The 23400-nt window shown below is 58.3% G+C and carries 21 protein-coding genes and 1 pseudogene; 14 read left to right on the top strand and 8 right to left on the bottom strand.

Going from position 1 to position 23400, the window contains the following annotated elements; translation table 11 throughout:
- Window positions 1-90 precede the first annotated feature (90 nt).
- From I6J19_RS06055 to I6J19_RS06045, 3 genes are all read left to right on the top strand, one after another.
- Window positions 91-1785 (top strand): FAD-binding oxidoreductase, encoded by a 1695-nt coding sequence (locus I6J19_RS06055; protein WP_049181307.1) that lies wholly within the window; start codon window positions 91-93, stop codon window positions 1783-1785.
- 685 nt (window positions 1786-2470) lie between these two features.
- The gene (locus tag I6J19_RS06050) at window positions 2471-4054 is read left to right on the top strand and encodes a glycerol-3-phosphate dehydrogenase/oxidase (protein WP_038626068.1); all 1584 of its coding nucleotides are present in this window, start codon (window positions 2471-2473) and stop codon (window positions 4052-4054) included.
- Window positions 4055-4151: 97 nt separating this feature from the next.
- Window positions 4152-5303, top strand: coding sequence for a MalY/PatB family protein (locus tag I6J19_RS06045; RefSeq protein WP_038626070.1), 1152 nt, complete (start codon window positions 4152-4154; stop codon window positions 5301-5303).
- 8 nt (window positions 5304-5311) lie between these two features.
- Here I6J19_RS06045 and I6J19_RS06040 read toward each other — a convergent pair whose 3' ends face one another.
- From I6J19_RS06040 to I6J19_RS06025, 4 genes are all read right to left on the bottom strand, one after another.
- Window positions 5312-6670 carry an acid phosphatase gene (locus I6J19_RS06040; RefSeq protein ID WP_038626072.1) on the bottom strand — a complete coding sequence of 453 codons (1359 nt, stop codon included), beginning with the start codon at window positions 6668-6670 and terminating at the stop codon, window positions 5312-5314.
- 280 nt (window positions 6671-6950) lie between these two features.
- Window positions 6951-7817 (bottom strand): 3-hydroxybutyryl-CoA dehydrogenase, encoded by an 867-nt coding sequence (locus tag I6J19_RS06035; protein ID WP_005510660.1) that lies wholly within the window; start codon window positions 7815-7817, stop codon window positions 6951-6953.
- Between the two features lie 186 nt (window positions 7818-8003).
- Window positions 8004-8621: a hypothetical protein gene (locus I6J19_RS06030; protein WP_038626076.1), complete on the bottom strand. Its 618-nt coding sequence runs from the start codon at window positions 8619-8621 to the stop codon at window positions 8004-8006.
- On the bottom strand, window positions 8621-8944 hold the full coding sequence (locus I6J19_RS06025) for a putative quinol monooxygenase (RefSeq protein ID WP_038629105.1): 324 nt from the start codon (window positions 8942-8944) through the stop codon (window positions 8621-8623). Before I6J19_RS06025 ends, I6J19_RS06030 begins: the two co-directional genes overlap by 1 nt.
- A 106-nt stretch (window positions 8945-9050) precedes the next feature.
- Between I6J19_RS06025 and I6J19_RS06020 the strand changes: the two genes are divergently transcribed.
- Entirely contained in the window at window positions 9051-9605 is a 555-nt protein-coding gene (locus I6J19_RS06020; protein WP_038626077.1) for a gamma carbonic anhydrase family protein, read from the top strand.
- Between the two features lie 62 nt (window positions 9606-9667).
- Here the strand turns inward: I6J19_RS06020 and I6J19_RS06015 are convergent, their stop codons facing one another.
- The gene (locus tag I6J19_RS06015) at window positions 9668-10375 is read right to left on the bottom strand and encodes an isochorismatase family protein (RefSeq protein WP_081913956.1); all 708 of its coding nucleotides are present in this window, start codon (window positions 10373-10375) and stop codon (window positions 9668-9670) included.
- A 171-nt stretch (window positions 10376-10546) separates the two neighbouring features.
- Here I6J19_RS06015 and I6J19_RS06010 point away from each other — a divergent pair, with 171 nt between their 5' ends.
- Window positions 10547-11533, top strand: coding sequence for a DUF808 domain-containing protein (locus I6J19_RS06010; RefSeq protein ID WP_038626080.1), 987 nt, complete (start codon window positions 10547-10549; stop codon window positions 11531-11533).
- Window positions 11534-11536: 3 nt separating this feature from the next.
- On the opposite strand, the gene I6J19_RS06005 is transcribed toward I6J19_RS06010, so the two are convergent.
- Entirely contained in the window at window positions 11537-12073 is a 537-nt protein-coding gene (locus I6J19_RS06005; RefSeq protein ID WP_311199638.1) for a YchJ family protein, read from the bottom strand.
- Window positions 12074-12153: 80 nt separating this feature from the next.
- Window positions 12154-13587, bottom strand: coding sequence for a GuaB1 family IMP dehydrogenase-related protein (locus I6J19_RS06000; protein ID WP_038629110.1), 1434 nt, complete (start codon window positions 13585-13587; stop codon window positions 12154-12156).
- 152 nt (window positions 13588-13739) lie between these two features.
- Between I6J19_RS06000 and I6J19_RS05995 the strand changes: the two genes are divergently transcribed.
- The 5 genes from I6J19_RS05995 (at window position 13740) to I6J19_RS05975 (ending at window position 19109) form a co-directional block, all read left to right on the top strand.
- Window positions 13740-14990, top strand: a complete 1251-nt coding sequence (locus tag I6J19_RS05995) for a glutaminase (RefSeq protein ID WP_038626081.1) — start codon at window positions 13740-13742, stop codon at window positions 14988-14990.
- Between the two features lie 96 nt (window positions 14991-15086).
- Window positions 15087-15959 carry a patatin-like phospholipase family protein gene (locus I6J19_RS05990; RefSeq protein ID WP_187402478.1) on the top strand — a complete coding sequence of 291 codons (873 nt, stop codon included), beginning with the start codon at window positions 15087-15089 and terminating at the stop codon, window positions 15957-15959.
- A 296-nt stretch (window positions 15960-16255) separates the two neighbouring features.
- Window positions 16256-16780 (top strand): CBS domain-containing protein, encoded by a 525-nt coding sequence (locus I6J19_RS05985; protein WP_049181300.1) that lies wholly within the window; start codon window positions 16256-16258, stop codon window positions 16778-16780.
- Window positions 16781-16905: 125 nt separating this feature from the next.
- Window positions 16906-18078, top strand: a complete 1173-nt coding sequence (locus tag I6J19_RS05980; RefSeq protein WP_052155537.1) for an MFS transporter — start codon at window positions 16906-16908, stop codon at window positions 18076-18078.
- Between the two features lie 146 nt (window positions 18079-18224).
- Window positions 18225-19109, top strand: coding sequence for a hypothetical protein (locus I6J19_RS05975; RefSeq protein ID WP_038626094.1), 885 nt, complete (start codon window positions 18225-18227; stop codon window positions 19107-19109).
- Window positions 19110-19207: 98 nt separating this feature from the next.
- On the opposite strand, the gene I6J19_RS05970 is transcribed toward I6J19_RS05975, so the two are convergent.
- The gene (locus tag I6J19_RS05970) at window positions 19208-19702 is read right to left on the bottom strand and encodes a 2'-5' RNA ligase (protein WP_038626096.1); all 495 of its coding nucleotides are present in this window, start codon (window positions 19700-19702) and stop codon (window positions 19208-19210) included.
- A gap of 371 nt (window positions 19703-20073) precedes the next feature.
- Between I6J19_RS05970 and I6J19_RS05965 the strand changes: the two genes are divergently transcribed.
- The 4 genes and pseudogenes from I6J19_RS05965 to I6J19_RS10995 all read left to right on the top strand — a co-directional run bounded on the left by I6J19_RS05965 (window position 20074) and on the right by I6J19_RS10995 (window position 22957).
- The gene (locus tag I6J19_RS05965) at window positions 20074-20349 is read left to right on the top strand and encodes an amphi-Trp domain-containing protein (RefSeq protein WP_038626098.1); all 276 of its coding nucleotides are present in this window, start codon (window positions 20074-20076) and stop codon (window positions 20347-20349) included.
- A gap of 291 nt (window positions 20350-20640) precedes the next feature.
- Window positions 20641-20949 carry a hypothetical protein gene (locus I6J19_RS05960; RefSeq protein ID WP_038626100.1) on the top strand — a complete coding sequence of 103 codons (309 nt, stop codon included), beginning with the start codon at window positions 20641-20643 and terminating at the stop codon, window positions 20947-20949.
- A gap of 286 nt (window positions 20950-21235) precedes the next feature.
- A pseudogene (locus I6J19_RS11000) lies at window positions 21236-22345 on the top strand (SulP family inorganic anion transporter); the annotation flags it as partial.
- Window positions 22334-22957: an STAS domain-containing protein gene (locus I6J19_RS10995; RefSeq protein ID WP_338078363.1), complete on the top strand. Its 624-nt coding sequence runs from the start codon at window positions 22334-22336 to the stop codon at window positions 22955-22957. The pseudogene I6J19_RS11000 and the gene I6J19_RS10995, both read left to right, overlap by 12 nt.
- The last annotated feature ends 443 nt before the right edge of the window (window positions 22958-23400 follow it).

Genomic DNA, 23400 nt, shown 5'->3' with positions numbered 1-23400 from the left:
ATACAAAGATGTAAAGATGTGCTTCTGCACAAGTTACACATAATTCCGCAGTTCAGGCTCTCAGCACCGATGCCCAAGGAGAAGCTCAGGATGTCTAACAAGCTCACGATTCCGTACCGCATGCGCTGGTGGGGCTGGGGTGTTGACGGCAACGACAAGCCAATCACCGCGGCCAGCGAGAAGCTCCTGCAGCGCGAAATCGGCATGTCATTGGACGCAAACAACCCGCCGCGCAATATCGCCGATGTCACCATCTCCGATAGTCGCCTCAGCAACGAGGATGTCGAGGCCCTGGGGGCTATTATCGGCGCGGATGCCGTCGCCACCGACCATGACACCCGTGTCAAGCACGCGGTCGGCCGCTCCTACCCCGACCTGGTTCGCCTTCGCGCAGCCAAGCTCGATGTCGCCCCAGATGCTGTTGTACTACCGAAAACTGAAAAGCATATCGAGGACCTGTTCAAGGTCTGCGCTGAGCGCAAGATTGCAGTCGTCCCCTTCGGCGGCGGCACCTCGGTCGTCGGCGGCGTGGAGGCTATTGACGGAGGCATGGGTAAGGCCATCGCAGTGTCCATGACCGCCTTTAACAAGATCATCGACATTGACAAGGTCGCTGGCACCGTCACCGCCCAGACCGGCGTTTTCGGCCCCGACCTGGAAAAGGAGCTGTCCAAGGCCGGCTTCACCGCTGGTCACTTCCCGCAGTCCTTCGAGTACTCCACTGTCGGCGGTTGGGTTTCCTGCCGCTCCGCAGGCCAGGAATCCTCTGGTTACGGTCGCATCGACCGCAATGTGATTGGCATGCGCGTCGTCACGCCAGCCGGCACCATGGAGTTCCGCGACATGCCGTCGTCGGCATCCGGCCCAAACCCGCGTGAGCTTTTCCTGGGGTCGGAGGGCACCCTGGGCATCATCACGCATGTGACGATTGCCCTAAATCAGCGTCCGCAAAAGGAGATGCTCTTCGACACCTACTTCTTCAACTCCTTTGAGGAAGCCGCCGAAGAGCTGCGCAAGTTGGAGCAGAGCGGAAATATCCCGCACCTAGCGCGCATCTCCGACGAGAAGGAAACGCTGTTTGGCCTCACTCAGCTGGGCTCCGCCAGCATGTCCGAGAAGGTCACAAAGTACCTGAAGCTGCGTGGCATCGATACCCCGTGCATGGTGATTTTTGGCTTCGCCCAGACTGATCCGGTCGGCGCCCGCGTCACCCGTGAGCGCCTGGCCGGTCGCCTGCTGACCAAGAAGTGCGTCCGCATGGGCTCCATTCCGGGCATGGCTTGGGTTAACCACCGCTTCTCCTCGCCGTACCTGCGCGATGTCATGATGACCCGCCGCGTCGGTGTCGACACCCTGGAGACCGCCACCACCTGGGATAACGCCGCTACACTGCGCCGCGAAATCGCCTCCGCAATGGAAACCGCTGGCGAGAAGCACGGCACCCCGGTGTACGTCTTCTGCCACATCTCGCACATGTACGAATCCGGCTGCTCGCTGTACTTCACGTACTTCTTCCGCGAGACCGAGGGCGAGATTCTCCAGCAGTGGATGGACATCAAGTCCGCGGCATCAGAGGCCATAATGAAATTCGGCGGCACCATCACGCACCACCACGGCATTGGCCAGGATCACAGCCCGCAGTACTACGAGGAGAACACCGAATTGTTCGCCAAGGTCATGCGCGCAATTAAGGACGAACTCGACCCCGCTGGCATCCTCAACCCGGGCAAGTTGGCTACCGGCCCGCGCTCCTTGGAAGAGCGTTACGACGGCAACATGATCTAACCCTGTCGCCGCCAGCTTCGGCCCAACCGCTATTTGCTGCTGACCACGGCAAAACCCGGCCTGTCTAGCCGCCAGCCTCGGTTAGCGAGCTAGACTGACCAGTTCACTGGCGTAGATTTCTGGCGACGTTGGGCCGTCATAAATAAACAGTGAAACGTAATCGTCAAGGGTAAAAGATTCGAGTGCTGCGGTCATTGTCGCTGTCGCTTCTTCCTAGAATTCCAAGCGAGAATGCTCGGATGGTGGGATGGGTCGGCTCAATCGGTGCGATTTCGTCCGTGCGACCGCAAACAGCGTGGCGTTTTACATGCCTAAGCGCGTCTTTTTAGTTACGACCTGTCTGGGGCGGCACGGACTGGAGACAGCAGCAACACATCTGCAGCGATGGTGCAGTAGCGGCGAAAGCTCGGTTCATGGACTCAGAGCGGTTGGACGCTGGGTGCATAGCCATCGAGGTGTCTCCTTCCTTGTAATCCCCGGGAAATGATTCGCAACTAAGAAAGATTTCTTGAATCAATATCCGTGCCGGTCGTTGATAATGAACAACTTAGTCTATTTCTAATTGCCTTGCAATGGGTTACGCCCCGAAATAGTTCACGCTCACTACGCACTCCACAACTTCATCACGTACGCCAGATCGTTTCATCACTATTACCGTCTTCGGGAAAGTCGAGGAAGAAAGACTATGACTGCCACGCACGCTCCTCAGCGCGATCGCTCAGCTGCGGTTTTGAACAAGGCTCGTCGGCAAGCGGACTTGAATCGTCTGCGCGAAGATACCGCTAAGGGCGCGATCCCTGATCTGCTGGTCATCGGCGCCGGTATCACTGGTGTCGGCATCGCTTTAGATGCAGCATCGAGGGGTTTGAATACCGTTCTCGTCGAATCGAAGGATTTAGCTTTCGGTACCTCTCGTTGGTCGTCGAAGCTCGCCCACGGCGGCCTGCGCTACCTTGCCAGCGGCAATGTCGGTATCGCTCGCCGCTCAGCTATTGAACGTGGTGCGCTGCTCGACGTCACCGCTCCGCACCTGGTGCATAACCTGCCGCAGGTCGTACCGGTGATGGATAAGTTTGCACCGCTGACCCGAATTTTGCCACGGTTAGGCTTTTTGGCCGGTGACTTCCTGCGCATTATCGCTGGTACCTCCGCCACTACCCTGCCGCTGTCCCGCACTGTCGGTTCCCGCCGAGTCAGCCAGCTTTCGCCGACCGTACGTAAGCGCGAGGTGAGATTCGGCTACGTCAACTACGACGGTCAGCTGCGTGACGACGCACGCTTGGTCACCGCTATCGCTCGAACTGCCGCTAGCTACGGTGCAACTATTCTGACCCGGGTGCGCTGCGAGACTGCCTCTGGCACGAGCGCCACACTAATCGACGAGCTCACTGGCGATTCCTTCGAGCTGCCTGCTCACGCTGTGGTCAATGCCACTGGTGTGTGGGCAGCCGAACTGGCGACGAACATCAAGATTCGCCCATCTCGCGGCACACACCTGGTTCTCGACGCCGCGAAGCTAGGCAACCCTACCGGCTCTCTCACGGTACCGGTGCCCGGTCACACCAACCGTTTCTGTTTTGTCCTGCCCGCAGAGCACAACCGCGTCTACATCGGCCTGACAGATGAGGATGCACCGGGCTCGATCCCGGATATTCCGGAAGTACCGGAGGATGACATCGTTTTTCTGCTCGATGTCATCAACCAGGCACTCGAGGTTCCGCTCACTCGCGGCGATGTCATCGGCGCTTTCGCCGGCCTGCGTCCACTTATCGACGCCGGCGAGGCACACACCGCTGACCTCTCTCGCGAACACGCCTTGTTGGAGGCCCCGAACGGCCTGATTTCCATTACTGGTGGCAAACTCACCGAGTACCGTCTTATGGCTGAGCAAACCGTGGATAAGGTCGAAGAGAAGCTCGGTGTTTCGCTTGCCCCGTGCTCTACCCGCACGATCCCTGTGCTGGGCTCCGAGCCGGAGGAGCTCGACCGCGCTCGCACCGCTGCCGCTGCAGGCCGTATCCCGATGCCGCTGTTTAATCGCTACGGTGCCGAATCCTTCGAGGTCATCGAATCCTGTCCGCTCGACCGACCGCTCGCCCCGGTAGCGGAGGGTCTCGATGTCACCCGCGCCGAGTTCGCCTGGCATGTGACGCACGAGGGAGCTCTCAGTGTCGACGATATTCTCGATCGCCGCACACGTCTGGGGCTGGTCAAGGCTGATCGCGAAGCTGCCCTGCCAGCTGCTGAGGAGGCACTGAGGCTGACCTAGCGCTGGTCATTGCTGTGGCTGCTTCTGATGTGGCCGTAGCTACTGGATAAAACGGGGAGTCTTCGGACTTCCCGTTTTTTCTGTATACACGGAAACTATGAGTGTAAATAACGCTGTCACATTCCCCTCCCTCGATAAACTCCGCTCCCGCGGGACAGTCAAATGGACCGCATATTCCCCGGACGTGCTGCCACTGTGGGTCGCCGAATCCGATGCCACAACCTGCCCTGCGGTCAGCGCCGCAATCGACGAGGCGTGTCAGCGCGAACAGTTCGGATACCTCTCGCAAGACATCACCGCGCTTACGACCGCAACCGCGGACTTTTCCGCAGCACGCTACGGATGGCGCCCGAACCCCGACAATATCTTTGCAGTCGCCGACGTCGTCCGCGGTGTCACGCTCGCGGTTGAACGCTTCACCCGCCCCGATTCTGCAATTGTCGTCCCCACTCCTGCCTATATGCCGTTCTTCCAGGTAGGTCCCGCGCTGGGACGCGAGACAGTGTGCATTCCCACGCTTGCCGACGGCCCAGATCTCAGCGCCCTCGAACGCGCCTTCGCCGACGGTGCCGGTTGCCTAATCTTGTGTAACCCGAATAACCCTCTCGGCTTTACCTACTCCCCCGAAAAACTGCGTGAGATTACCGATTTAGCCGCTCGCTTTGGTGCACGAGTTATCTCAGACGAGATTCACGGCCCAGTAGTTCTAAATGGCACTCACACTCCAACCGCGTCGGTGTCGGATACCGCGGCGGCCGTGACTATCACAGTGACTGCTACCTCGAAGGGCTGGAATACCGCTGGCCTCAAGTGTGCGCAGATTATCTTTAACGACGAAGATGCCAAAACCTGGCTTGAGCTGCCCTTCATTGTGCGCGAAGGCGCCTCTATTCTTGGTGTCGCCGCTGCCACCGCCGCCTACCGCGATGGTGTGCCCTGGTTGGACAACTTTATCAATGTCCTGCGCACCAACCGTGAGACTCTGCGAACACGTTTGTCCACTATTGCGCCGCAGGCTCGCTTTACCCCGCCGCAGGCATCATTCTTGGCGTGGTTGGACTTGGGTGACGTGCCTGGTGTTGACAGTGATGACCCAGCTGCGTGGTTGGTTGAAAACGCCAAAATAGCACTAAACCCCGGCTTCGCATTCGGCGAAGGCGGGGCTGGGCATGTGCGGCTTAACTTTGCGACCTCCCCGGAAATCCTCAGTGAGGCCCTGGACCGTCTCGACGCGGCCCTGCGCTTGTAGTTGACGTTTTAGTTGGTGACAGTGACGCTGCCATCGGCGTTGACAACAACGTTGGCGGCCAGAGCGCGAGCCAGGTTCATGCGAACGTGCTGCCCCTCACCGTCGGTGCGGTCGAGCGGGTAACCGGATGGGATTGCAGTCTGAGCAAGGATGGAGTTGCGCTGTTCCTCAGTCAACTGCGGGAAGCGAGTCTCCAGCAACCCTGCGTAACGCTTCGGAACAACAACTGGCTCATTAGCCGGGCCAACCTGCTTGAAGTCGTAGGTCATGCGCTCGGTGTACTGCTGAACGGCAGCTGCGGTGCTCATGTACGGGGTGTCCTTGGCAACGCAGTTGGCGATGGTGTCGCCACAGCGGTACTCGAGCTCCGTACGCAGCTCATCCATTGCTTCTTCGATGAGTGGGCGGAACTCTGGGTCTGCCCAACGGTCAGCTGCGGCCTGGTTGCCCATCATGCGGCCGCCCATGACGTCCAGAGGGTAGTGGACGCCCATGACAAGGCGAGAATGACCGGCCTCGGACGCACGCGCCTGAATCTGTGGCGCAACCTCCGGCAACATTAGGGCCAGCAGGGTTGAAGTCCATGCAGCCTTGTTGGTGTGACCCGACGGGTAGGACGGCGTGGTCGAGTACGGGTCATCCTGGCCTTCGCGGTAGTAGCGCTCGATGCGCTCCGGCGCCACCACAAACGGGCGATCGTAGCCGTAGACGTACTTCTCGAAGAAGGTCGAGCTGACCAGACCGCCGCCGCGAGCAAGGTTGCCGGACAGCAGGGCCTTCACCTTCGGCAGCCGATCCTCATCGTAGGCATCACGGAAGTGCTGACCCAGGCTTGCACCGAAAGCAGTGGAAATATTGGCCAGTGGGTCTAGGTAGTCGTCATCAAGAGCGAGTTCCTGTGCCTGCGGGTCATTCTTGGCAGCGTTGTTAATGCGGACGACCGTTTCGAGGTTCTGGTCCATGACCTCTGGGTGGCTCTTCTCCAGCTCCACGAAAGGATGCACAACGTAGAAGTAGAACCAGTTATCGGTGGCGGCATCCGATGGGTAAGCGCGCGCAATCTGGTCCGGGCGGTACGAGGTTGGCTTCGGCGCATTCGGGTCGGTGTTTTCCCCGGAAGATGATGGCAGCGAAATGGAATCCGGGACCTCCAAGCCACCGCCGGGCAGCTTAATTCCCTCTGGAGCGGCCACATTAGCTGGGAGATCAGAAACAGAGTCCAGGCGGTTGCCCAGCTCGGCCAACGGGTTGACCGGAGCTGCCACGGCCGTTGCCGGCGTAAGCCCCATTACAACTGCCACTGCTGCGGTAGCAGCGCCGACGCGAGTACGAGTTGCAATGCGCTTGTGCGGCTTCAAAGAAGACACTGAAACATTCCTTTCCAGATTGCTGCGTGGGAGGCACCAGTTGTGAAGTGCTCTATAAGCCAAGGTCTGACAAAATCTTCACTTATGTTAAGCGCACTGTGAGGTTTCGGCTCGTTGAAAAGAAACAAGTTTTCAAGATGCTAGCGCCAATCGTGGGAACTTTCCCCCTCAGACGCCGGGTTTTCACTGATAAATGCATAAAAGAAACCGGTTGGCGGGATAAACGCCCGTCAACCGGTAAGAATTCAATACTCGCCCCAAACGGGGCTAAAAGCGTGGACTACTTGGAGTAGTCGTAGAAGCCACGTCCGGACTTGCGGCCGAAGTGACCCGCCTCAACCATGCGCTTGAGCAGCGGAGGTGCCGCGTAAGTCGGCTCCTTGTACTCATCGAACATGGCATCGGCAATGAACTTGATGGTGTCCAGACCAACCATGTCGGCCAGAGTCAGCGGACCCATCGGGTGCGCACAGCCATTGACCATGCCGGCATCGATGTCCTCTGCGGTAGCGATGCCGTCCTGCAGCATGCGGATAGCGCCGAGGATGTACGGAACCAGCAGAGCGTTAACAATGAAGCCCGAGCGGTCCTTAGCGCGAATGACGGTCTTGCCCAGCGCCTCGGAAGCGTACTCGTACGCACGCTCCGACTGAACATCACCGGTCGTCAGAGTAACGACATGCTCTACCAGAGGCAGAACCGGAACCGGGTTGAAGAAGTGCAGGCCCATGACACGCTCCGGGCGCTTGGTGGCTGCAGCAATGGACTGAATTGGTAGCGAGGAGGTGTTGGAAGCCAGGATGGCATCGTCCGACTCAACAATCTCATCGAGCTGCGAGAAGACGCTGGCCTTTACTTCCGGGTTCTCCACGATGGCCTCGATGACCAGTTCACGGTCAGCGAAGTCTTCCAGCTTGGTGGTGAAGCTAATACGCCCCAGAATCTCGTCACGTGCAGACTGCTCTAGCTTGCCACGGGAAACGGCCTTATCCAGCGACTTTTCAATACGGGCGCGACCGGACTCAAGGAACTCTTCCTTGGCCTCCCAGACCTTGACATCGCTACCGGCCTTCGCACAGACCTCAATAATTCCGGAGCCCATCTGACCGGCGCCGACGATACCTACTCGCGAGATGCTATTTGCCATTGGCGTATTTTCCTACCTTCTACTCTGGGCTATTAGTCAGCATTGTGCTTCATCCGAGTGCGCATTCGCTTGACGACGATCACAGCGCACTGGCTTTATTTACACGCTACTCACTTCCCCGGTTCCCCGGGCACGCTTTGCAGGACTTTTTTACTTGAATTTCCCCCCACGAGGTTTGGGCAGCGGCTAGTACTGCATACGTTTTTCCAGCGCCTGCTGAATATCTTCCAGCTGCTGCTGAGAAGAGCGTGCCAATTCTTGCAGGTCGTTTCCGCCATGCTTTTCCAGTTCTTCCCACTGGCCGAGCATCTTATCCAGGCTGCCTTCCATCAACGTCAGATAAGCCATATCTGCGTGTGGCCCCTCCTCGTTTTCGAGGCGAGTCATGGTGGCGGTGTCGAGCTTGGTCTCAGACGGATCGACATCGACGCCGAGAGTCTTGACTAGCTGCGATTCCTCTTCAGCAAAGATTGGCTCCGCCTGCTGCGCAATCTTTCGGGTCTCTTCCGAGACCGTTTCCTTCGCAATTAGCGCCTGCGATGCTTTCTTCAGCGCCGCAGTATCCGCCGCCAGCTGAGCCAAGTTATCCCGAATAGCGGCGGTGGAGGCAACAGCACTCGGCGCCTGGCTTGACTGATGTTGGCTGCCTTCCAAAGCTGCCTCATCGCTGTCCCCACAGGCACTGAGACCAACGACGAGAGCAGAGGCCAGCACAGCAGAGCCAATACGCAGGCCGCGTCCAATCAGAGAATAGGTGTCGCTGCTGGAAGCGGCTGCGCCATCGCGAATGGTGTCTGAGGACATTAGTCGACCTGCAGCTCGCCCATGCGATCCCAGTCCTGCTTATCTGGCAGTACCTGCGAGACAATCTTCGGGGTCTCAGCGAGCAGCGGCTTCATCGCCTCCAGCCCCTTGGCGAAGTGCTCGGAATTGACGTGGGCTTCACCAGCGTCATCATCGAATGCCTCGACGAGAATGTACTGGTTGGGGTCTTCTACGCTGCGGGACCATTCAAACCACTTGTTGCCAGCCTCTGCGCGGGTGGCAGCGGTGAACTCGGCGACGTGGTCCATCCATTCGTCGGCAAACTCCGGCTTAACTTGGTAATTCACAACGATAAAAATCATGTCGCCCACTGTAGGCGCGTCCAAGCAGAATTGCACCCTTCGAAGAATAGAGTTTCGCTAAGAATTTTTCTTACGCTGACCTCAGGTGACAGTTATATTGGTTTGTATGATGAACACTCCGCTCATTCTCACCTACCAAGATAAGACCCCACGTATTCATTCCAGCGCCTGGATTGCGCCCGGCGCGGTCATTATCGGTGATGTCGAAATCGGTGCGGATAGCTCCGTGTTCTACGGTTCTGTTCTCCGAGGTGACGTCGCACCGATTCGCATTGGCCAGCGCACCAATATTCAAGACAACTCCACGGTCCATGTCGACCGAGGCGTGCCCACAATTCTCGGCGATGATGTCACCGTCGGACACATGGCTTTGGTCCACGGCACCACGGTTGAAGATGGTTGCCTCATCGGCATGAAGTCCACCCTGCTTTCACGTTCCCATATCGGCGCTGGCAGCCTCATTGCCGCAGGTGCCGTGGTATTAGAAGATCAGGTCATCGACCCCAGATCACTGGCTGCAGGCGTTCCCGCCAAGGTGCGTCGTCAACTCTCGGCTGAGGAAGCAGAGGGCTTCATCGCCCATGCAGGGCGTTATGTGGAAACAGCGTCCAACCACCGCCACCTCCGCGAGGTCGACCTGGATATGGTGACTTTTAACTAGGTGGCTGCCGAGGCACCTAGCTGAGCGGCTAGGCGGATAGTTTGACGGTTAACGTAGCAGCACTACACCACAGTCGCGCCCGCCGCGGCCAATTCCGCTAGTGCAGCCTTGCCGCGCTCCGGGTCCACCGCCGCGACCTGATTGCTCAAAACGCGGACGGAAAAACCCTCCTTGAGACCATCCAGCACAGTGGCGCGGACGCAGTGGTCAGTCGCAACACCCACCACATCGATTTCTTCGATGTCAGAGGCGCGGAGAGCGTCGGCAAGCGAAACGTCAGCCTCCGTTGTTCCCTCGAAACCGGAGTAGGCGGCGGCGTACTCCCCTTTCGTAACATCGATGCGCACAGCAGCGGGGTTGAGCTGCTCAAAAAACGCAATAGCGCGCTGCATGCCGGGGTGAATTTCCGCACCCGGGGTACCTGCGACACAGTGTTTCGGCCAGGTATCGACGTAATCCGGGGTTTCAGAGAAGTGAGTGCCTGGGGCGATGTGATTGTCACGGGTGGTCGCAAGAACCGAGTACTTGTTCGCTGTGCCCGCGACATGCAGATAGGTAGCGGTGTACGCTGCCTCAGCACCGTCGACGGCAAGTGCGCCGCCGGCGGAAAGATCATTCTGAGCGTCGACGACTATCAGTGCCATGCGGGGACGCGCCGGGCGTTGTTGTTCCTCGGAGCCGGCATCGTTGCTGGTATCTGACTCGTTGTCCGCGTTATCGGCGTTGCCCGCGTTGACCTGTCGGTAGATTTCGGAGAAGGAAGCGTTCATGGCCTATATCTTGCCACGTGCTCACATTCAGAGGAGCACGCTAACTATCGACAAGACTTCAACAAGCTACCGACAACAAAGAGTCAATCCGGTGTAGCGGTTAGAATCGTTTCGATAATCCTTTGATACGACGTCGGCTCTTAGTCGCGTCCTCCAATGCGGGAGGTTTTTATGGCAGGCGGACTTGTCGCGCTGCTTGACGACGTTGCCACGATTGCACGGGCTGCAGCGGCAACAACAGACGATATTGCGGCTGCGGCCGGCAAAGCTAGCGCTAAAGCCGCCGGTGTTGTGGTTGACGACGCTGCGGTGACGCCTAAATTCGTCGATGGTGTCTCGCCGAAACGCGAGCTGCCGATTATTTGGCGTATCACCAAGGGCTCCTTGGTAAATAAAATTGTCATTATTCTGCCGATTGCGCTGCTGCTCAGTCAGTTTCTGCCTTGGGCGCTGACGCCGATTTTGATGCTCGGTGGCTCATACCTGTGCTTTGAGGGCATGGAAAAGGTCTGGGAGAAGATTAAGCACCGGATCTCTCCCGATCAGACTGAGCAGGAACGGATGGAGGCGGCGACCAACCGCACACCGCAGAATGAAGATTCGCTGGTGAAGTCTGCAATTTTCACCGACTTAATTCTCTCTGCGGAAATCATGGTGATTTCTCTCAATGAGGTCGCTGATCAGCCGCTGCTCAACCGCGCGCTGATTCTTATCGTGGTGGCACTCATCATCACGCTTGCGGTCTACGGCGTGGTGGGCTTCTTGGTCAAGATTGATGACATTGGCCTGCACCTGCAGTCCAAGGAGTCAGCCGGTATCAGCAAGTTTGGTGCGGCGCTGGTCAAAGCCATGCCAATCGTTCTGAACACGATCGGCATTATCGGCACGTTTGCCATGTTGTGGGTCGGTGGCCACATCATGGTGGTCGGTCTCGACGAGCTGGGCTGGCACCTCCCCTACCAGCTAGTCCACAACCTTGAGCAGCTGTTTACCGGCGGCTTCCTCGGCTGGTTGGCCAACACCACCGGCTCACTGATTTTCGGCACCATCTGGGGTGCAATCATTGTGGCGATTGTCGCCGTGCTGCCATTCGACCACGGCAAGCACGACAAGTCTGACCAGGAAAATGCAGCGAAGGCCTCTGCCAAGGAAAGCTGACGCTTAGGAGTAGGTGACCTCGCCGTCGACGTAGACCCAACGTCGCGCACGACGAACAAAACGGGAACGCTCGTGCATCGTGCCGACACCGTCATGGTCATGAAAGGCCGCTTCAAATTCCACGATGCCTTCGCGGTCGTCCTCGCCACCATCGACAGTGTTGATGATGGTGAGTCCTTCCCATTCGACACCGTCATCGACATTGATAACTTCCGGGCGGTACCGCGGATGCCACGTCCGCCAGATGTAATCCACCTCGTGGGCAGCGTAAGCGCTGTACCTCGCTGCCATCAGCTCAGCTGCGGTCAAAGCCTCCCGCTCACCGCGGTGCAGCGGGCCACAGCACTGCCCGTAGAGTCCCCCACCGCACGGGCACAAATCGGAATCAGTAACGCGGGCGCGAGCGAAAAATGCGTTCCCGCTTCCTGCTCTAGCACCGTTTCCTGTTCCCAATCCGGCCTCCGTTACAGCACTGTTTTCTCTTAACTGCCGACCCATAGTCGCCAGCCCCTCCCCAATCTCACACGTGGTACTAAACACGTCCTAACAACGTCTTTACATACCTACCAATTGGCCGGCAGCGCCGCTAGTCGGTTTAGCCCCGAGAGGCTTGACGACGGCTAACGCGTCGCCCTCGGCATTCCTTCCGCAAAGCCCGCAGCGGATTGAATTCCCACCACTGCCCGCTCAGCGAACTGCTCGATGGTGGCCGAACCCGCGTATGTAAACGACGAACGTACACCCGAGATAATGCGATCGATCTGGTCTTCCACACCTTCGCGGCCGGGCTCCAGGTAGATTTTCGCAGTCGAGATGCCCTCTTCAAACATCTCACGCCGGGCCTTCTCAAAGGCCTCTACCTGCGCATTTCGGCTCTCCACCGCACGGTGTGAAGCCATGCCAAAGGACTCCTTGAACATGCGCCCGTCGACGTCCTTCTGGACATCTCCTGGGGACTCGAAAGTGCCGGCAAACCACGAGCCAATCATCACGTTGGACGCACCCGCAGCCAACGCAAGCGCAACATCGCGGGGATCCTTCACTCCACCGTCAGCCCAGATATGCACGCCGCATTCACGAGCAGCTGCAGCGCATTCGAGCACGGCGGAGAACTGTGGACGCCCAACACCGGTCTGCATTCGGGTTGTGCACATCGCACCCGGACCGACGCCGACCTTAATAATGTCGGCTCCCGCCTCCGCTAGGTCGCGAACACCATCGGCGGTCACGACATTGCCAGCGGCAATTGGCACAGGCGGGTTGAGCGCGCGGACTCGTCGTAAAGCACGGAGCATCGATTCCTGATGACCGTGCGCGGTATCGACAACGAGCACGTCGACGCCTGCATCGAGCAGTGTCTTCGCGCGCCCTTCAACATCACCGTTGATGCCGAGCGCCGCACCGACGCGCAGCTTTCCCTCAGCGTCAACAGCGGGCTTGTAAAGCGTCGCACGCAGCGCGCCCTTACGCGTGAGAATACCCACCAGCGCACCATCGGCGTCCACCACCGGAGCGAGCTTGCGCCCGGATGCAGTGAGCTGGTCGAAGGCGTCACGGGGCTCAATGTCAACCGGAAGCGTAAATAGCGAAGTGGACATGAGCGTCCCCACCTGCGCAAAGTTGTCAACGCCCGCCAGATCACGGCCGGTGATCAGACCAACCGGTTTGTTGTCTTCCACCACCACTGCCGCACCGTGCGCGCGCTTCGGCAGAAGATGGCGCGCATACCCCGCGGTGTGGTGAGGCTTGACGACGATCGGGGTGTCGAAAACCAGCCCAGCGGACTGGACCTTGCGAATAGTCTCAGCGGCAATATCAGCTGGAACGTCCTGCGGCAGGATGGCAATTCCGCCTCGGCGGGCGGTGGTTTCGGCCATCCGGCGCCCGGAGATAGCCGTCATATTGGACACCACAATCGGAATGGTTGTGCCGGTGCCATCATTAGTGGACAAATCGACACCCATGCGAGAGCCGACGGATGACTTCGACGGCACCATGAACACATCGCTGTAGGTCAGCTCGTAGGGCACGGACTGATTGTTGAGGAATTTCACATACCCCAGGATATGCTGATTTTTCCGGCGCGCACGGTGAGAGTGCACAGAGGTGAGCATCAGTGGCCGGCCTTGCCTGGTGTAGGTTCGAACGGGACTCCACTGACTCAACCGGGATTACCTTTCCCAGGAAAGATGCTTAGCAAAATCTGATGAAAACGCCGATCAAAGATTACCTTTCCGAAATCGTCGAATCCGTCCGCCCCGATGAGTCTGGCGAGGTGGCGGACTATATTCCCACCCTTGCTGAAGCTGATCCCGACCGCCTGGCACTAGCTATGACCACGGTGTCAGGCCGCACCAACACCGCGGGCGACACCGATACTGAATTCACGATTCAGTCGATGTCCAAGCCCTTCGCTTATGCCGCAGCCATCACTGAGCACGGCAAAGACAAAATCGACAGTATTGTGGGCACCGAGCCTTCCGGTGAGGCCTTCAACGAATTGTCGTTGGAGCAAGGCACGCACCGACCAAAGAATCCGATGATTAACGTCGGCGCACTGGCGATCAACCAGTTCGTATGCCAGCCAGGTGCCAACTGGAAGACTCGCACCAAGCACATGGTGGAGCTTCTCTCAACTTTGGCTGGCCGCAAGCTCCGCGTTGACTACGACGCCTATGAAAGCGAAATGGACTCCGCGCATCGAAACATGTCCATCGCGCATATGCTGGCAGCTTACGGTTTTATCGAAACCACGCCCCACGATGCTGTCCGCGGCTACACCGCACAGTGCTCCGTGCTGGTCAACACCCGCGATGTCGCCATGATGACCGCAGTGTTGGCCAACGGCGGCGTTAACCCGGTTACCAACCAGACTGTGCTCGGCCGCTCGGTTGTTCGCCGAGTCTTGTCCGTGATGGCTATTGCCGGCATGTACGACGAGGCCGGTGAATGGTTTACCGAAGTCGGAATTCCCGCCAAGAGCGGTGTCGCCGGCGGCTTGCTGGGCGCGCTGCCTGGACAGGCGGGTCTCGCAGCCTTTTCACCGCGATTGAACGACCACGGCAACAGCGTCCGCAGCATTGCCATCTTCCGGAAGCTCTCCGAAGATTTGGGCCTTCATCTCATGGATGCCGATGCGATTGGTTCGCGTGCGCTGCGCGGTACGCGCGTCAGCAATGGCCGCTCGATCATCGAGATTCAGGGGCCAGTCAACTTCACTGCGGCCGAGATTGTTCTCAACAGGTTGGCGACTTCCACACCGTCGGAAAGCGAAGTTGTCTTCGACGTCAGCCGCGTTGGCGTTGTCAACCCGGTGGGGCGCACCTTGATTCTGGAAGCGATGCGACGTCTGAGCCACGAGGGCAAGGAGATCTTGTTCTACGACCCGGAGGGCGTACTGCCGAACCCAGATATGGGCGAGGGGCTGCTGCCGGTCATCATCCAGGATGCGCCGTAAACTACGCTAACCGAAATCCAATATGGTGGTTCGGGTAGTCTTGAACAATCGTAACCCCCGAAAGACAGCAGCGCGATAACAACCGGAGGGATATAAATGCAGGTCAGCGATGTAGCATTAGTCTTCGAGGGCGGAGGGACTCGCAATAGTTACACGGCACCTTTCGTCGAACGGCTACTTCGCGAGGACATCGATGTCGGTTGGGTCGGCGGGGTAAGCGCCGGTGCCTCTCACGTAGTCAATTACCTTTCCCGGGATATCCAGCGCTCCATAAATAGCTTCACTGACTTCATTGCACAGCCGGCCAGCAGCGGCTGGCGCCCAATGTTGCGCGGACGCGGCTATTTCGATGCCGAGTACATCTATGAAGACGCGGGGCTTCCCGACGGCGCCATGCCCCTGGATTACGAGACTTTTAAGAACAATCCAACTCCCTATCGGATTTCTGCTGTCCGAGCGGATACGGGCGAGACCATCAACTGGGGGCCGGACAATATCCCAGATCTACCCACGCTGATGAAGTACACTCGCGCCAGTTCGACGATTCCGGGCGTCATGCGTATGCCCTATATTGATGGCGTTCCCTTCGTCGACGGTGCACTGGGATCATCAGGCGGTATCCCAATCGATGCCGCAGAAGCCGACGGCTTTAAGAAGTTCCTCATCGTTCTGACCCGTCCGAAGGGATTCCGCCGCACCGCCCCTAAGCGCCCACAGCTGCTGCGGCAGATTTTCCGCAGTAACCCGGTGGTGGCTGAGCTACTTATCACCAGGCACGAGCGCTACAACACCTCCCTCGATTGGGCTGCTGAGCTTGAACGAAAAGGCCAAGCATATGTTTTCTACGCAAATAATATGAGCATCACAAAGGCGGAGCGGAAGCGGTCGAAGCTGATACACAACTACGAGCTCGGCCGGGCGCAAGCCGATGCCGAATGGCCAGCAATTCTAGAGTTCATGGGCTTGTAGCTTCCGCCACCTTTAGGAAGCTTTTCGTTCATTCCTCTTTACTGCGTACGTAACCTTGTGTTAACCTTTGCGTAGCGAACAACCTCGTTAGGTAAGGCTCCTATATCTACATAGGCCGCTGCCCTGCACTTTATCGAGAGTTTCGAAAGACTCCCGAGGCAAGGGTCCATCTGAAGTGGCCACCTTTAGTTACGGTATTACATTGCCAACACTCTTAGGCGAAGGAGCCATAATTTTTCAATCAACAGAAATTCCCTCCTAGCAAAGGAGCTGGGATACCTGGAAAAGGATCCACAATGACACAGACACAGAACACCATCGCCAACTTCTTCAAGCCGAAATCTTCAATCAGCCCGTACAGCCTCCTGCCTGACACCGTAAGCATGCACATGACGGATTCTTACATTGCGCTGCCGGAGGACATCACTGTCGGTGAGGCACTGAGCACCTACGCAGCTGAATTTGCTCGTCTCGATGACGATACCTGTGTCTTCCTCGTCGACGATGAAGGCTACCTGACCAGCGACATTACGCTGAAGGAACTCCGCGAATACGCCGACCGCGATGCCTATATGAACACCGTCGGCGCTCCTGTGAAGGTCTTCGTCAAGCCCGAGGATCCAGCTGCCATCAGGGCTCGCCAGCTTATCGACGGGCGTCGCAGCGAGTTGCCCGTCGTCAGCAGCGGCAAGCTGGTAGGGGTTCTTACCGACCGCATCTCTGAGCGTATTCTTGGCAGGACTAAGGCAGCTAAGAAGGCAAAGAAGTCTAAGGGATTCTTCTCACCGATTACCGCGTTTTTCGGTGCCGCCAATAACTAGAGCGACTGGCTTGGGATGGTAACCCGAGTAACTCGAAAGGCCAGCTAGCGTTTGCTAGCTGGCCTATTCTTGTTGACACACTGTTTTATCCCCCCCACAGGAGAGAAGTCGACAGGAGGCAGATCGTGGCACGAGACTGGATTCGGGTAGCCCTGGGCATGTTCGCTGTTGCATTTGGCGCCAACCTCTTTGCCCCACTCCTGCCCGCGTATCGAATAACCGATGCTCTCAACCAGTCCCAGGTCACCTTTCTCTTCGCCATCTACGTCGCAGGGCTCATCCCGGCGCTACTCGTCTGCGGCCCACTTTCCGACCGGCTCGGCCGTCGCGCCATCATCCGGCCCGCACTCATAACCTCTGCCGCCGGCTCCGTCGTCCTACCCACCGGCGTCTGGTTCCACTTCCCATCACTGCTGATAGGACGCCTTGTCGTCGGCATTTCGATGGGTATGGTAATGGCCGCCGGCGCCTCGTGGATCAAAGAGATTGCGCCCGTCGCACCTCAAATTTCCGCCCGGCGCGCAACCGTTGCGCTCTCCGCCGGGTTCTCCCTCGGTCCCCTGGCTTCCGGGTTGGTCGCGGAGTTTGCTCCCCGTCCCGACGTCATCCCCTATCTTGTTCATCTCGCGCTGCTGCTTAGCATCGCACCATTGACATGGAACGCCTCCGGCGGACTGCCAACCTCAGCGCCCAGCGACACCCCGCAACGGTTCTTCTCCTCTGCCACCCTAAGCCCGAGATTCCTGTGGGCAGTCGCCGCTTGGGCACCGTGGGTCTTCGGTGCCGCGTGCACATCGTTCGTCGTCCTTCCGACAATCGCCGAATCCAGCTACCCCATTGCCTTTGCCGGACTCATCGCCTGCATCACGATGGGCACCGGCGTTCTGGTGCAACCACTGGTCACTCGAATCAGTTCCAGCAGCTTTATCCCGCCAGCTATTTTCGGTCTTGGCTTAACGACGGTCGGAATGCTGCTCAGCCTCATCGTCGCACTCACCCAGAACGTGTGGAGCGTTTTCCCCGCCGCTCTGACCCTCGGTGCCGCGTACGGCGTAATGATGGTCTCCGGCCTCCGCGAAGTGCAAATTATCGCACCGCCAGCCGAGTTGGGCGCTGCCACCGCTATCTACTATTCGCTGACCTATGTTGGTTTCTTCGCTCCTTTTGTTATTTCTTTCGCAGCGCCGAAATTCGGGTTTGTGCCCGTTTTCATCTTCGGTGCGATTATTGCATTGGTATCCATGTATCCCGTGGCAAAGGTTGCGCAGTCTGCGGTGAGGTCCGACGGAGCATCGTAAAGCAGACGCGACTGAAATTCTTGTTTTTGGGAAGCGTGCTGAGACGAGCTCTTGTATTCTTTCTTTCACAAAAGCTTGGCTCCGGCCCAGGGCTCCTGGGCGGGTTGCATAGGTTGTTGAAATTCAGCTCGATGGAATGAGGAATCATGAAGCAGCGCAGCTCTGGAATGTGGAAGAAAATTGCGGCAACCGTTGTCGCAGGTTGTACAAGCGCCGCCCTGCTCACCGCATGTGGCTCGGGGGAAGAAAGCAGCAATGCCGGTGGTGAGGCAGGCAAAGAGTCGACCAGCAAGATGACGAAAGCAGATGGGTCAGCTCCTGCTGCAGCCGAGGATCAGCTCCTGCTCACAAATGAAGTTCAAGGGGCGGACTTCTCCGGAAACAAGATCACCGGGTTCAAAGATGCCATGGAGATGTTTTCGGAAGATTCCATGAAGTTTGAACCGGCCGAATGCGCCACTTTCACCAACTCAACTGAGGAATTGGAGAATGCTGCCGGCGCTTACACGGACATTAAGGAAGAGAACGTCACTGTCAGCGTCTCGATATTGAAGAATCCTGAGGCGTACCAAAAGTACGAGGACAGCCTCGAAAAGTGCTCCGACGTGACGGCTACGATGGATGCTTCCGACATTCTGAAAGACTCCATGGAAGGTCAGGAGATTTCTCCTGAGATGCAGGACATGTTCAATGACATGGACATGACGACCACAATGAAACTGCACCGAGAAAAGTGGGAGCCAAATCTTTCCGTCAAGCCAGCTGAGTTCACTGCACACGAGACCAGTGCGAACATCAACGCCGGTGGCACGGATACTACGGCCACCAGCTACGACATTGTCGGGATCGTCAATGGCGTAATGGTAATGGTGTCCGCCGCCCCGACTCCGGATGTACCAACTGGCAACATGGAAAACACGACGGATCCCATGCAGATTCCAGAGGCAGCTCCGGAGTCTAAGGAAGCAGCAAAGAAGCGCGCCTTGGAGGTCTTCGATGCCCAGGCAAAGAAGATTATGGATGCTGCTTAGTTTTTCTTCTTAGCCTACTGTTTTCTGAAACCACAGTTTTTGCGAAATAGCGGGACGCAATCGCTGAGGAACAGCAGCACACAAGTACTGGAGTCTCCCTAGAACTCCGTTAATTCCTGCACTTTGGGACTCCAGAACGCAGCTCGTGGCGCGTTGAGAGTTTTAAGGTGCGGGTTCGTTATTTCGTCAAGTGCGCGCACGTAGTCCGGCACAATATCCCGCGGAATTCTCAGGCCCATGGTCAGGTGCGGAATCCAACGGGAGCCACGCCCATCAGGATTGAGACGGCTGATTTCGCGGACGGCCTCTTCCAGCTCATCGCTGGTTTCCAGCAACCAGGCAACAGTCTGCTTACTCTTGGTGCCGAAGATGACCGTTCCCACTCTGCGAAACTCCGCTGGCATAAGCGGTGGGAGAATTTCGGCTGCTCGTTGAATTACCGCTGGGCGCATGGTCGGCGCGAAGGTGCCTGTGATGTGCGGCTTCTGATTCTGCTGCGGAAAGCCACTCTCTGCGAGTTGCGCAAAGATTTCTCTTACTTGCGCCTCTTGCTCAGGCAGAAGGTACATCAGGATGTTGTCGGGTGACACCATGTGACGTTTACTCCTCCCCTATTGCTGTCGGTCGACCCACTTGAAGCACTGACGAAGAGCGCCATTACTAGAGCTCTTCACCTAAGGCACTCAGGACCTTGCACTCCAGAGCATAGCGTAAGGATTTTCCACAATTTATAACCTACCTATAGGAATTTCTAGCCTCTTATTATTTCTCCTGTTAAAAACACCTTTTTATTGGGATAATGGGGATGGGCAGGATTCCTGAAAGCTCTCTAGACCATCTTCAAAGACAGTGTGGAGTGACGGCCAATTCTCCACGCTGCACAAATACCGACACGGCTGGAAAGGTAAGTAAAGACACGGCACCGAAACCTAAAAAGACTACGCCCCCGAAGAATCAAAAGCTGGTGAAGAGCAAGACAAGCTTCAGTCGCGACGAGCTCGCTGGTTTGCTGGAGACGCTGGCAGCTCGCATCCGCGCCGGGGAAATGACTCTCGGCACTGGCGAGTCCGCGGTGACGATGACTATGCCGACATCGTTTAATACCACGATAGAAGTCGTCGATTCCCGAAAGCGTACCGGCATCGAGCGCGGGCTAGAGCTGGAAATTGACTGGATGGTCGACGAGGCTGGCGAGCCCGTCGAAAAGCCAGAACCAGCATCTGGCTTCGCAATCTCCTAGCGGGCTTGTTGCTGTCCAATCTGTCGCACAATGAACTCCTGCACGCCGAGGAGCGCCCGTCGCCGACACAACTCACTACCGCTCGCCATTTCCGCAGGTCACAGCGAACAGATCTGAGTCGTTTTGGTCGATTTTGCGTCCTTTGGCCGTCAATTACCGCTGCGACACTGGCCGACAAGCAAGCCGTCGTCAAGCAACACCCAATTACACCCGCCAGGCACCCACGCCTCCCCACATTGCATGAGGTGACGCTAACCTAATTCGGGAAAATTCGCGACGAAGGGAACGCGCATGGCCAACGGCAAGAAAGGCCACAAGGGCAAGAAGAAGGACTCCGCCAAAGCCAAGAAAAAGGCTGCGGCAACGACCTCGCTACGTCTGCCCGAATACTCGAAGGCCGAGGCCAAAGCCGCGAAAAAGCTCGCCGGCAAGGACCCCTTTAAACTGGCTGCGATGACGCCGAAGAAGAAGTGCTGTAAATCCGGCATCCGCTGCCTGCGCTGCCCTGTGGTGCTACACAAGCTCAATCGCGAGATCAAAAACGGCGAAGTCGACCATGCCACCCTGCTGCTCGTCGCCGCGAAAGCCCGGATCCGGTAGCCGGCCCTCGCCCCCCCCCAGCCCGCCGTCGGGCCGTCCCATGAGCAGTGGTGTCGCGCTCTGTATGGCACTGGTACCGATTCTCCTGGGCTATCTGCTCTTCGGACACCGGCTCATACGCGTCATTCCAAGCACCGCGACAACGCTCCAGGGAACACCCGCCAGGTCAGGAAGTTTTATTCCGTCGACATAAGGCCTCGGCCAGAACCGGGAATGTGACCGTCGGAGGATTGCACCGTGTGTATCCTTTGAGTGTCATTGAGCCTTGAAGGAGCAAGAAAAGAGCATGCCCCACCCACGCGCCGTCTCTAGGATGGACATCCGGCCGCGTGCCCTGCGTTTCGCACCGCGCCGCTCGGACTGGTCCCGCGCGACAATCGGGCGCGACCTATCGGCAGGCCTCATGGTGGCCCTCGTCGCACTCCCCCTCGGGCTCGGCTTCGGCGTAGCGTCCGGTGTCGGTGCGGCGGCCGGAATTACGACGGCCATCGTCGCGGGCATCCTGGCCGCGATCTTCGGCGGTAGCAATGTCCAGGTAAGCGGCCCGACCGGCGCAATGACCGTCGTGTTAATCCCCATCGTGGCCAACCATGGTGCCGATGGGGTACTCGTCGTCGGCGTGCTGGCAGGGCTCATGCTGCTCTTGTTGGCGTTCACCGGCGCTGGCCGCGCGATGAAGTACATGCCACTACCTGTCGTCGAAGGTTTCACCGCCGGTATTGCGTTAATCATCGGCCTCCAACAGCTGCCCGCAGCACTTGGTGTTGACGTGGACGGCGAGAAAGTCCTCGGGTTGGCGTGGGGCTCGATCAAAGCTTAGTTGGACGCTCCGGCATGGCAGGCGCCCGTGCTGACCATTGCAGTGGCGGCTGGAATCGTGCTTGCTGCGCGCGTTCGTAGCGGCTTCCCCGCGGCGCTGGTGTTGGTAGCTGCCGCGACGGCCATCAACATGCTGGCAGACAGCAGCCTGAAGACAATCGGCTACATCCCGTCGACGTTGCCTGCTCCGCGCTGGCCACAGATCCCGTGGGAGCACCTGGATTCGCTTCTGTTGGCAGCAGTCGCCGTCGCAGCTCTCGGCGCGTTGGAATCGTTACTATCTGCGACGGTTGCCGACGCAATGACTGTTGGCGACCGGCACGATCCCGACCGCGAGCTCTTCGGACAGGGCGTGGCCAACGTCGTCGCGCCCCTGTTCGGCGGGATTCCCGCGACCGCCGCGATCGCCCGAACTGCCGTCAATGTGCGGGCAGGCGCAGGCACACGCCTGGCAGCGGTGTTCCATTCGCTGCTCCTGCTCGTCGCCGTACTCGTCGCGGCCCGGTGGGTGGGCGAGATTCCTCTCGCCGCGCTCGCCGGCGTGCTCATCGCCACAGCGATTCAGATGATCCACCTGCGGAACCTCCGCTCGGTGATGCGCGCCACCAAGGGCGACGGGGCCACCCTGCTCATCACGGCTGCCGCCACCGTCGTGTTCGACCTTGTCGTCGCCGTACTCATCGGCCTTGTTATGGCGGGCTTCTTCGCACTGCGCGATACCGCCCGCACGGCGGTGCTGGAAGCCGCCCCGCTAGACGAGGGAGACCACCGCGACAAGGAGCGTGAGCTTCTCGACGAGCACATCGCCGCCTTCCGTATGGAAGGCCCCCTCTTCTTTGGTGCAGCGCACGATTTCCTCCTCGAGCTCGCTGATGTCTCGTCGGTCAAGGTTGTCGTGCTCCGCATGCGCTACGTTACGACGATCGACGCCACCGGCGCCCAGATGCTCGCCGACACGATTGGGCGCCTCGAACGCCACGGTACCAGGGTCTTGCTCGCAGCCACGAAGCCCGAACATATTCCGGCGTTGCGCGAACTCGGCGTATTCGACCAACTTGCGCACGAGAATCACGTCTTCGACAACACTCTCGACGCCATCGCCCACGCCCGACTGCATGCCGCACGCATTCAGCATGAAGAGTCTGATGGCGCACCCGCGGCATCGCAAAGAAATCAGCATGACGAGTAGCGCTGTCGAGCCTGTAGTCGTGAGGCCGCCTTCTAAGGTGACGACTCACGCGACCGCCATAACGCGAAGCATCAATAACGCTCAACGTTAAACTTGAACTCCACGACGTGTCGTTGCAAAGTCACCTTCTCATTCGTGAATAGCAGCTAAAAACCACCACACCCGGCTATGTGTGGCAAAGCTAGAGTGCACACCAGGTAACCTCAGCCCCCGTTCCTCGTGCAGCAGCGTCCTTTAACAAGACATACATGGGATTCGCCCCATATACGGTTAATTCAGGCTTCCGCTGTCGCCCCAAGCGACCCGTTGAAACTTAAACGAACGGTCCGTGCGGAACGCTCGGCCGTGAATAGGATTGATGCCGCGCAAAGGCGGGCGCGAATGCATTAAACGTCCTGCCTACCCCCCCCCGTTCTACCGGTCCGACCACCTACCGATGCACG

This window comes from Corynebacterium amycolatum (assembly GCF_016889425.1).
GTDB classification, from domain to species: Bacteria; Actinomycetota; Actinomycetes; order Mycobacteriales; family Mycobacteriaceae; genus Corynebacterium; species Corynebacterium amycolatum.
The sequence above is the reverse complement of the archived record's forward strand: the minus strand, read 5'-3'. Positions and strand labels throughout refer to the sequence as shown.

Excerpts from the sequence above, each read along its gene's own strand:
- I6J19_RS06050 (WP_038626068.1), top strand. The coding sequence starts at position 2,471 with ATGACTGCCACGCACGCTCCTCAGCGCGATCGCTCAGCTGCGGTTTTG.
- I6J19_RS06055 (WP_049181307.1), top strand. The coding sequence starts at position 91 with ATGTCTAACAAGCTCACGATTCCGTACCGCATGCGCTGGTGGGGCTGG.
- I6J19_RS06020 (WP_038626077.1), top strand. The coding sequence starts at position 9,051 with ATGATGAACACTCCGCTCATTCTCACCTACCAAGATAAGACCCCACGT.
- I6J19_RS06030 (WP_038626076.1), bottom strand. The coding sequence starts at position 8,621 with ATGTCCTCAGACACCATTCGCGATGGCGCAGCCGCTTCCAGCAGCGAC.
- I6J19_RS06035 (WP_005510660.1), bottom strand. The coding sequence starts at position 7,817 with ATGGCAAATAGCATCTCGCGAGTAGGTATCGTCGGCGCCGGTCAGATG.
- I6J19_RS05960 (WP_038626100.1), top strand. The coding sequence starts at position 20,641 with ATGGCCAACGGCAAGAAAGGCCACAAGGGCAAGAAGAAGGACTCCGCC.
- I6J19_RS05985 (WP_049181300.1), top strand. The coding sequence starts at position 16,256 with ATGACACAGACACAGAACACCATCGCCAACTTCTTCAAGCCGAAATCT.
- I6J19_RS05990 (WP_187402478.1), top strand. The coding sequence starts at position 15,087 with ATGCAGGTCAGCGATGTAGCATTAGTCTTCGAGGGCGGAGGGACTCGC.
- I6J19_RS05995 (WP_038626081.1), top strand. The coding sequence starts at position 13,740 with ATGAAAACGCCGATCAAAGATTACCTTTCCGAAATCGTCGAATCCGTC.
- I6J19_RS10995 (WP_338078363.1), top strand. The coding sequence starts at position 22,334 with ATGATCCACCTGCGGAACCTCCGCTCGGTGATGCGCGCCACCAAGGGC.
- I6J19_RS05970 (WP_038626096.1), bottom strand. The coding sequence starts at position 19,702 with ATGGTGTCACCCGACAACATCCTGATGTACCTTCTGCCTGAGCAAGAG.
- I6J19_RS05975 (WP_038626094.1), top strand. The coding sequence starts at position 18,225 with ATGAAGCAGCGCAGCTCTGGAATGTGGAAGAAAATTGCGGCAACCGTT.
- I6J19_RS06025 (WP_038629105.1), bottom strand. The coding sequence starts at position 8,944 with ATGATTTTTATCGTTGTGAATTACCAAGTTAAGCCGGAGTTTGCCGAC.
- I6J19_RS06015 (WP_081913956.1), bottom strand. The coding sequence starts at position 10,375 with ATGAACGCTTCCTTCTCCGAAATCTACCGACAGGTCAACGCGGGCAAC.
- I6J19_RS06010 (WP_038626080.1), top strand. The coding sequence starts at position 10,547 with ATGGCAGGCGGACTTGTCGCGCTGCTTGACGACGTTGCCACGATTGCA.
- I6J19_RS06045 (WP_038626070.1), top strand. The coding sequence starts at position 4,152 with ATGAGTGTAAATAACGCTGTCACATTCCCCTCCCTCGATAAACTCCGC.